This is a genomic window from Flavobacterium sp. GNP010, from assembly GCF_056428945.1.
The window spans coordinates 1-9,307 of sequence record NZ_JBWJVK010000061.1 but is presented as its reverse complement, the minus strand read 5'-3'; the positions used below and the strand labels follow the sequence as shown (position 1 = coordinate 9,307).

At 34.5% G+C, this 9,307-nt stretch carries 8 protein-coding genes and 1 pseudogene; 8 read left to right on the top strand and 1 reads right to left on the bottom strand.

Features of this window, described 5'->3' with window-relative positions:
* Positions 1 to 272: 272 nt before the first annotated feature.
* The 4 genes from AC061C_RS14810 (at position 273) to AC061C_RS14795 (ending at position 3,338) form a co-directional block, all read left to right on the top strand.
* Positions 273 to 1,838 (top strand): IS1182 family transposase, encoded by a 1,566-nt coding sequence (locus AC061C_RS14810; protein WP_478291450.1) that lies wholly within the window; start codon positions 273 to 275, stop codon positions 1,836 to 1,838.
* Positions 1,839 to 1,853: 15 nt separating this feature from the next.
* Positions 1,854 to 2,444 (top strand): hypothetical protein, encoded by a 591-nt coding sequence (locus tag AC061C_RS14805; RefSeq protein WP_478291810.1) that lies wholly within the window; start codon positions 1,854 to 1,856, stop codon positions 2,442 to 2,444.
* A gap of 215 nt (positions 2,445 to 2,659) precedes the next feature.
* Entirely contained in the window at positions 2,660 to 3,190 is a 531-nt protein-coding gene (locus tag AC061C_RS14800; protein WP_478291809.1) for a hypothetical protein, read from the top strand.
* A gap of 1 nt (position 3,191) precedes the next feature.
* Positions 3,192 to 3,338 carry a hypothetical protein gene (locus tag AC061C_RS14795; protein ID WP_417945841.1) on the top strand — a complete coding sequence of 49 codons (147 nt, stop codon included), beginning with the start codon at positions 3,192 to 3,194 and terminating at the stop codon, positions 3,336 to 3,338.
* 234 nt (positions 3,339 to 3,572) lie between these two features.
* On the opposite strand, the pseudogene AC061C_RS14790 reads toward AC061C_RS14795, so the two are convergent.
* Positions 3,573 to 4,112 (bottom strand): annotated as a pseudogene (locus AC061C_RS14790) (transposase); the annotation flags it as partial.
* Between the two features lie 181 nt (positions 4,113 to 4,293).
* Between AC061C_RS14790 and AC061C_RS14785 the strand changes: the two are divergent.
* The 4 genes from AC061C_RS14785 to AC061C_RS14770 all read left to right on the top strand — a co-directional run bounded on the left by AC061C_RS14785 (position 4,294) and on the right by AC061C_RS14770 (position 9,279).
* Entirely contained in the window at positions 4,294 to 4,542 is a 249-nt protein-coding gene (locus AC061C_RS14785) for a DUF6364 family protein (RefSeq protein WP_116795554.1), read from the top strand.
* Complete coding sequence (locus tag AC061C_RS14780) at positions 4,539 to 4,952, top strand: type II toxin-antitoxin system VapC family toxin (RefSeq protein WP_478291808.1); 414 nt, start codon at positions 4,539 to 4,541, stop codon at positions 4,950 to 4,952. Before AC061C_RS14785 ends, AC061C_RS14780 begins: the two co-directional genes overlap by 4 nt.
* A gap of 228 nt (positions 4,953 to 5,180) precedes the next feature.
* On the top strand, positions 5,181 to 7,610 hold the full coding sequence (locus AC061C_RS14775; RefSeq protein WP_478291807.1) for a zinc-dependent metalloprotease: 2,430 nt from the start codon (positions 5,181 to 5,183) through the stop codon (positions 7,608 to 7,610).
* 217 nt (positions 7,611 to 7,827) lie between these two features.
* A complete protein-coding gene (locus AC061C_RS14770) occupies positions 7,828 to 9,279 on the top strand; it encodes an ATP-binding protein (RefSeq protein ID WP_478291806.1) in 1,452 nt (483 codons plus the stop codon).
* The last annotated feature ends 28 nt before the right edge of the window (positions 9,280 to 9,307 follow it).

The following is a 9,307-nucleotide window of genomic DNA, read 5'->3' as shown; positions in this document are numbered from 1 at the left end:
ATCTTTGAAAAGTACTACTTTTTCGGTTTCGCGTTACCGAAGGTTTAGTTCAACAGCCGTTTTGCAAAAGCGGGGGTTCAGTGCTTCTATGAAAGTGAAGTGCTAAATTCAAGCTATGTGCATCTAATGAAGTTTAGTGCTGAAAATCCCCGCCTTCGCAAAGCGGCAAAACGTCAAACTGTCTAATAACCTCCTTTTCCCCTGTTAGATAATTTGTACAAAAAACCGTTCAAATAATTTGCATAACTCGTTGGTTTTATGTATATTTAAGAATGAAATTCATCAACGGAACTAACAGAAACCAACTCCCGCTTTTTGCCTCATCGATTGATGATGCCATTGCGCAAGACAACGAAATCAGACTTATTGACCTTTTTGTAGACAGTCTTAAACTCGCTGATTTTGGATTCATTTTCGATTTTGTCGAGAACGGAAGACCCGCTTATCATCCTTCGGATTTGCTCAAACTCTTTATTTACGGTTATCTCAATCGCATGCGTTCCTCCAGAACTTTGGAGAAAGAATGCAATCGCAACATTGAACTTATGTGGCTTTTGAAAGGTTTGGTTCCAGACCACAACACCATTGCTAATTTCCGAAAAGACAATTCTAAAGCCATTGCTCGTATTTTTCGGGCCACTGTAAAACTAGCCACGCACTTTGAACTCATTGGTGGTGCTTTGGTCGCTGGTGACAGCACCAAACTTAGAGCCCAAAACTCCAAGAAAAACAATTTTAATCCAAACAAAATAGAGCGTCACATTGCTTACATTGATGCTAGACTCGATGAATATAACGCAACTTTAGCCAAAGAAGACGGCGATGTTCACGAAAAACAAAGTATTGCAAAGAAGATAAAAAAACACAGTATACAAAAACAAAAATACATTGGGTATCAAAATACAATTGATACTACTGGCGTTACTCAAATCTCGACATCGGATCCAGATAGCCGTCAAATAATGACTCGAAACAACATCTCGGAAGTGGCCTACACAGTACAAACTACCGTAGATGCACTGCACAACATTCCCATAGATTTTAAGGTGACCAATGAAAACGATTCTAAAGCTATGGGCGGCATGTTACGCCGAGCCAAAACTATTTTAAGCCACAATAATTTTACCGCCATTTATGACAAAGGCTATCACATTGGGAGCGAATTTGATTGCGCTAATAGTCTTAGAATTGATGTGTTGGTGGCCATTCCTGGCGTTTCTGCACACGCGCCTGATTTGGCTTTTGATGTAGAACATTTTAGATACAATAAAGAAACAGATACTTATACGTGTCCTGCTAATGAAACCCTTACGACCAATGGGAATTGGTACGCCAAAAAAAACGGTAAGTCAATAAGTCAGATGAAGCATTATAAAACTAGTGCGTGTTTGAGTTGTAAACTCTTTAAAAAATGCACTAAAAATGCCAAAGGCAGACTCATTGAACGCTCCCAATACGCCGATTTGATTTATCAAAATAAAGAAAGAATCCAAAATAATTATGAAATCTACCGCAGACGCCAAGCCATTGTAGAGCATCCATATGGCGTTATCAAAAGGCAATGGGACTTTTATTATATTATGACCAAGAAAACCATAAAACGCGCCGCAGCGGATGTTAGATTGATTTTTACCGCCTACAACCTGCGCCGAATCTTCAACCTGATTGATCACAACCTACTCAAACAGTATCTAAGAATACTGCTGTTATATTTTGGCACTATAAGAGCAATATTTAACCCTTTTTACGGACTGTTTTATTTTAATAATCATAAAGCGAGTTTTAATAGAACGAAGTTTAAATGTAGTTTAAATAACATATATTTACTCCATGAGTAACAAAATACAGTTTGTTTGGAGGTTTTTAGACGAACTGACGTTGGCAGAAATGAGCCAAAAAAACTCAAAAAAAAATTAACTGTTTTAGATAATCAAATGGAAAAAATTAAAAGCATTGAGCAAGGCGATTTATTAGCTTTTAAAACTGTTGATGGAAATTATAAAGTTATAATGTGTACAGAAACTAATAAAAAAAGCCCTCAAAATTTTACGTTTATAGCTTTAACTTATAATAATTCAAAATGCCCAAATGAAATAGAAATAAGAAGAGAATCTTTTTGGGGTTCCGGAACTTCAAAAGGTAATTATTTTAAATATTCATTGGAAGATCAAGAAAAAATGTGGGCTTTCCATCCTGAAATAAAACCTTTTTTAATCGGTAGCTATAATCTTATTATTTGGAGAAAAGACTTTTTGAAATTTCGTGACAATGTATTAAAAATTGGAAATTTAAACATTGTGAATAATATTGACAAAAATGGAAATTATGGCATAAATGTTAGTAGTTGGCAATCATTAAATAATTTCTTCACTGTTCAAATAGAAACAATTTTCAAAGATATTGGACAAAAGACTTTTAAATTAGAATCTATCATTAAAAACTAAAAAAACACTGCTGGTTATACACGCTACAAGCAATTTGGGTATTATGCTTAATGGAAAAATTGGTTTGTATTTGGAAGATTTGGCAAATCCGAATAATGGGCTTAATTTAATCCCAAACTGCTTGTAGCGCGAGAACGTTGTAGGATATACGTCTAAAAAACCGCAAAAACCATCGAATTTTTTTAGAATTAGATTATATTGATTAAATTAGCTGTATGGATAAAAATGCAGAAATAGGTTTAGATTTTATAATTGATAAACTAACAAACTCAATTGAAAACGTGATTACTGGAGACAGTTTTCAGACTGAAATTTCTATTCTTCAAAACTCTGATTTAAAATCTGTAACAAAGAAAAATGGTTGGCTTTTTAACTGGAGTGAAGAATTTAAAAATCCAGTTAGAGATATTTATAAACTTACAATTGCTGGAAATTCTAAAATTATTCAAGGACTTGTTAGCTTAGAAGTCAAATCTGACCACGTTTATATGCATCTTGTAGAAAATGCTCCATTTAACAAAGGTCAAACTAAAGTTTATGCTGGTGTTGGTGGTAATTTTGTTGCATATGCTTGTAAATTATCTTTTCAACGTGGACACGATGGAAATGTTTCTTTTCTTTCGAAATCACAATTAGTTGAGCATTATGAAAAAACATTAGGAGCATTTCATTTTGGTGGTAGAATTATGATAATTGAAACAAAATCAGCACTGAAATTAATCAATAAATATTTTCAAAATAAGTAATATGAAAACTAAAAAATTAGATTTAGAAATTGATACTATTGGAGGATTAAGTTCTTTAACATTGTCCGAAGAAAAAGCTTTGAGTGACTTCTTTAAAAAGAAAAAATCAACAAAAAAGACAACGGATAAAAAGAAACTTAATACCTAACAAAGTACATCCTACAACAGATAAGGTTTCGTTGCGGCTGCAAGCCGAACAATGAAACCTGTGTTGAACGGAACCGTTCATTGGCAGGAACTATGGAGTTATCGTAAAGTTTAGAGAGAGAATATTAAGAGGATTTAGTATCCTCTTTTTTTGTGCGGTAAAATCAAGATGGTTTTTACGTGTTTTCCTTTCCCGAAGTTTCGGGATTAGGCACACATGACCTTACCCACAAAATTAGCTTTTATAGGGAATAGTGTTTTGGCCACCGCCAAGATACCATCCCGACGCTTCGGGAGGTTGACCACACTGATCAAAAACCGCTATCCGATGTAAATTGCCCACCTGTCCGCCGCAGCGGATACAACACGGACATTTAGGTAAAAAAGGTTTCTTTTCTATTTTTTCTAGCACTTTTACTTTGAGTTTCTCTTGTAAAAGCTTTAGTTTTTGCCGTTTCCATAGCCTGTCCCGTTTTTACGGGATGCTGCTCAAAAAACCGTAATGCCATATTTTCGCACCCGAGCCCAAAGGGCGAACTGACGAAGTAAAACGTTTAGGCAAAATATGCAACGCAAAACGCCGAATAAATTCCTGATGCGTCAGTGTCATCTTCTTTTTTGCACCTGCTACTCGGTAATCTTTGTAATCAAAAGTTACGTTTTCATTGTCAATGCTTTTGATTCTCTGGTTGCTAATGGCGATTTTATGGGTGTAACCTACTAGATATTCCACCACTGACTTTATACTTCCAAAAGGTTTCTTTGCAAATACAACTCATTTGAATACTAATAAATACGAAAAATCTTCTTTTAATACCAGTTTTTTTGCTATATTTGAGTATAATAAAACGGAAGTTTTTTCACAGACTGACGTTGGCAGTATTCGCAAAAAAAATCGAAATCAACACTTATTCCGTCCTAAATTTATATATTTGTACGTATAAATATTTTACATTATGGATACTAAACTCACATTAAAGCTTGACCAAGAAATAATTGAAAAAGCTAAACATTATGCGTCTGAAAAAAAATTAAGCTTATCTCGAATTATAGAAAACTACCTTAATTCTTTGACTTCAGATAAAACAAATAATGACATACAAATTTCGCCGTTTGTAAAAAGTCTTTCATCAGGAATTAAAATCCCAGCTGATTATGATTATAAGAAAGATCGTGCTGATTATTTAGAACAAAAATACAAATGAGTAGGATATTTTTAGATACAAACGTAATATTAGATTTGTTGGGAGAAAGAGTTCCTTTTTTTGATTCAATTGCTAAGGTTGCTACGTTGGCAGACCAAAAAAAGCTTACTCTAATTGTCTCACCTCTTTCATTCACGACAATGAATTATGTTTTAAATAAATATGAAACATCCAAATCTGTTTTGAATAAACTTCGAAAGTTTAAAATAATCTGTGAAGTTTGTGAAGTCAATGAGGAAACAATTGACAAAGCGTTGAATTCGAGTTTTAAAGATTTTGAAGATGCTATTCAATATTTTTGTGCTTTACAATCTAACAGCACAATGATTATAACCAGAAACGGAAAAGACTTTAAGCACTCTACAATTCCAATTATGACCGCTGAGGAATATTTAAGTAGTATTTTATAAAGCGACTACTGCCACTAATACACGCTACAAGCAATTTGGTTATTTGACTTATTAGAAAATTGATTTTGTATTTAGAAAATTTGCTTCGCCTGTTCGCTATCGCTCGAGTGGCAAATTAGAAAATATGCCCCAATATAGTGCTAAACCAGCTGTAGTAGCGGTAACGTATCGTTCAGATCGTTACAGAATTTTTTAGAGGAAATAATAACAAACCAAACCCATATTACTATGAAAATACATTTGCAACGCTTTCTTTTGATACTTTTCTTACTTCCATTTTTTGCAAAAGCGCAAACCATCGTTCCCCTTTTAGAAAAAACAAAAAATATGAAGCTTTATACTGGTTTCTTTAATTTCTATTGGGAAGAGAATACGGGAAAAATATGGTTGCAAATAGACAAACTTGATGAAGAAATTCTTTACCAAACATCATTGCCAGCAGGCTTAGGCTCAAATGAAGTAAGTTTAGACAGAGGTATTTTAGGGACAACATACATAGTCAAATTTAATCGTGTAGGGAATAAAATTTTAATGATTCAACCTAATTATTCCTACCGCGCTGTTAGTGGAGACCTTGCTGAAAAAAGAGCTGTAGAACAATCTTTTGCCCAATCAACAATATGGGGATTTACTGTCTCAGCCGAAAGTAATGGGAGTGTGTTAGTGGATGCAACTGATTTTTTATTGCGTGATGCTTTACAAGTTACAACCACTTTGCAAAACACCAAACAAGGCAGTTACAGTATTGATCCTACACGAAGTGCGATGTATTTGCAACGAACTAAAAACTTCCCTCTTAATACCGAGTTAGAAACGACTATTACTTTTGTAAATAGAGATGGCAAAACAGGAAATTATGTAAATACTGTCACACCTGCACCCGAAGCAATTACTTTGCGATTGCACCATTCTTTTGTACAATTGCCGGACAATAATTTTAAGACAAGAGCACATGACGCTCGTTCTCCATACAACACCAATTCCTATTTTGATTATAGTACTCCAGTAACCGAACCTATTCAAAAAAATTATATTATTCGGCATCGTTTACAAAAGAAAGATCCAACTGCTGCAAAAAGCGAAGCCGTAAAACCTATCATTTATTATTTGGATAATGGCACCCCTGAACCGATACGAAGTGCTTTAATGGAAGGTGCCAGCTGGTGGAATCAAGCCTTTGAAGCAGCCGGTTTTATAAATGCATTTCAGGTCAAAATTTTACCCGAAGATGCAGATCCTATGGACCTTCGCTATAACGTGATCAATTGGGTGCATCGCGCTACTAGAGGTTGGAGTTTTGGCAATTCCGTCGTTGACCCACGCACCGGTGAGATTATCAAGGGAAATGTATCCTTAGGGTCGTTGCGCGTACGCCAAGATTATCTAATTGCGCAAGGACTGCTCGCGCCATTTGAAAATGGTGATTTACCCGCCGATAATAAAATGCTGCAAATGGCCCTACAACGCCTAAAACAGCTGGCAGCTCATGAAATAGGTCACACATTGGGACTAATGCATAATTATATTTCGAGCGCACAGGACCGAGCAAGTGTAATGGATTATCCGCCACCAATGGTAACCTTAAACAGTAAAAATGAAATAGACCTCAGTACTGCATATACTAACGAAATTGGTGATTGGGACAAATTAAGCATCCAATACGGTTATGAACAATTTCCACAAGAAACAAATGAAACTGCAGCTCTTGATAAACTGCTGACCGATGCCTCAAAAAATGGGCTTACTTTTATCTCAGATAGAGACGCCCGCGATCCTGGTGGTATGCATCCAAATGCACATCTTTGGGATAATGGCAAAGACCCTGTAACGGAGCTAAAAACCGTAATGAAGGTTCGAGCAAAAGCGTTATCGCAATTTGGAGAAAACAACATTCGCAAAGGCACACCAATGGCAATGGTTGAAGATGTATTGGTTCCCATTTATTTATTTCATCGCTACCAAATAGAAGCTGTTTCTAAAGTAGTTGGTGGCTTGTATTATTCCTATGCCGTAAGGGGAGACGGACAAATGATAATGCGCGCCGTTACTAAAGAAGATCAACTTAATGCATTGAATGCGATCACCGATTGTATAGATCCAAAAGTATTGGAAATGTCGGAAAAAATACTAAAATTAATTCCTCCGCGACCTGCAGGCTCTGATTATAACAGAGAATTGTTTAATCGCAGAACCGGTCTTTCATTTGATCCGCTGGCAGCAGCCGAAGCCGCAGCCGATATTCCATTGTCCTTTTTATTTAACACTAGCCGTTTGAATAGATTAGTAGAATTCCAAGTAGAAAATAATGGCTTGGGTATCGATGACATGATCAGTGTGCTTAGCAGCAAAACATGGAAAGCACCACGCTTAAAAGGATTTCAAAAGCTAATTCAGCAGCAAAACGAACAACTTCTGCTCACGTATATACTGGCAACTTCGATAAACGATGAAGCCTCTTTTGCGACCAAAGCAGAATTACTTAAAGCTATAGATGATTTAAAAACGCATGCAACGGCACAATTAAAAACCACAACAGACACTTCATACAAAGGGCATTTATTGCTCCTCTTGGAAAGAATGAAGTCTCCGGAAAAAGCAAAACCGACTTTGCACCAAGTACCGCCACCAGGTTCCCCAATAGGTTGCGGAGTAGAATAAAATAAATTTTTAGAGATTTTTATTGTTCTATTTAATATTTAAAAGTTCCGCGATTTGAACTTTTTATAGATCTGGTGTTGAATATTTTTGTAGTGGTAATAATTTTAAATTCAAAAAAAATCCAATATCTTATTTGATTAAAAAATGTATATTTACATCTAATCAGTAAAGAAAGCCCTAATTTAAAGGGTTTCTTATTTGACACTTATTTGACAATATGGAAGAAATCGAATTAAAATCATTAATAAAAGAGCTTGTAACCTTTTCTCAAGAAACCGAATGGGTTGAATTCAAATTGAACTTTCATTCTAATGAAGAAATAGGAGAAAGAATTTCAGCCTTAGCAAATGGTGCTTGTTTAAATAATAAACAAAATGGGTTTTTAATTTTTGGAGTCGAAGACAAAACCCATACAATTAAAGGAACAACATTTAAAGTAAAATCGGCAACTCAAGGAAAAGAGGAACTTGAAAATTGGCTAATTCAACGTCTAGATCCTCGTATTGATTTTAAAACTTATGAATTTTTTTATTCAGAAAATATCAGAATAAGTATGTTTGTTATTCCTGCGTCTGTTAATCGTCCCGTCAAGTTCCATAATCAAGCTTACATCAGGATTGGTAGTTATACGAGATTACTTAAAGATTTTCCAGATAAAGAAGCAAAAATTTGGAATAGAAAAACCAAAGATATATTCGAATTGCAATTAGCTAAAGAAAATGTTGATGACGACACAATCATCTCTTTACTTGATACTCAAACTTATTTTGATTTACTGAAACTTCCTTATCCATCTAATAGACAAGGAGTAATTGATAAGTTCATTTCTGAAAACTTAATCATTAAGAAAACTACAAAATACTCAATTACAAATTTAGGTGCCATTTTATTCGCTAAAAACTTAGAAGACTTCCCTGATTTAAAAAGAAAAGCAATTAGAGTCATAGTTTACAAAAATAATAATAAGATTGAAACAATTCGTGAGCAAATTGGAGGAAAAGGGTATGTGTCAGGCTATCAAGGATTAATTGATTGGGTAAATAGTCAACTACCAGCAAATGAAGAAATAGGTAAAGCATTTCGAGATGATAAAAGGATGTATCCAGAAATTGCTGTGAGAGAATTATTAGCTAATGCAATAATCCACCAAGATTTTGAGGAAAAAGGATTTCCTATGGTTGAAATTTTCTCGGATAGGATAGAAATTACAAATCCCGGAATTCCGTTAATTACTCCGGAGAGATTTATTGATGAATACCAATCTAGAAATGATACTCTTGCAGATTTAATGAGACGATTAGGAATATGTGAGGAAAAAGGAAGTGGAATTGATAAAGTAATATCTTATAATGAAATTTATCAACTTCCGGCTCCAGAAATTCTTATTCAAGAGAAGCATACCAAAGTAATTATGTATTCTTATAAAACTCTAAATCAAATGGATAAAAAAGATAAAGTAAGAGCTTGTTATCAGCATTGTTGTTTGAGATATGTTTCAAATGACAAAATGACTAACCAATCACTAAGAGATAGATTTAAAATTGAAGATAAAAATGCTGCAATAGCGTCTAGAATTATCAAAGAAGCTTTACTTGCAAAAGTTATCAAAGAAGATGATCCCGAAAGCAATTCAAGAAAATATAAAAAATACGTCCCTTTTTGGGCATAATTCTTATTTGATGGTTATTTGATAATTG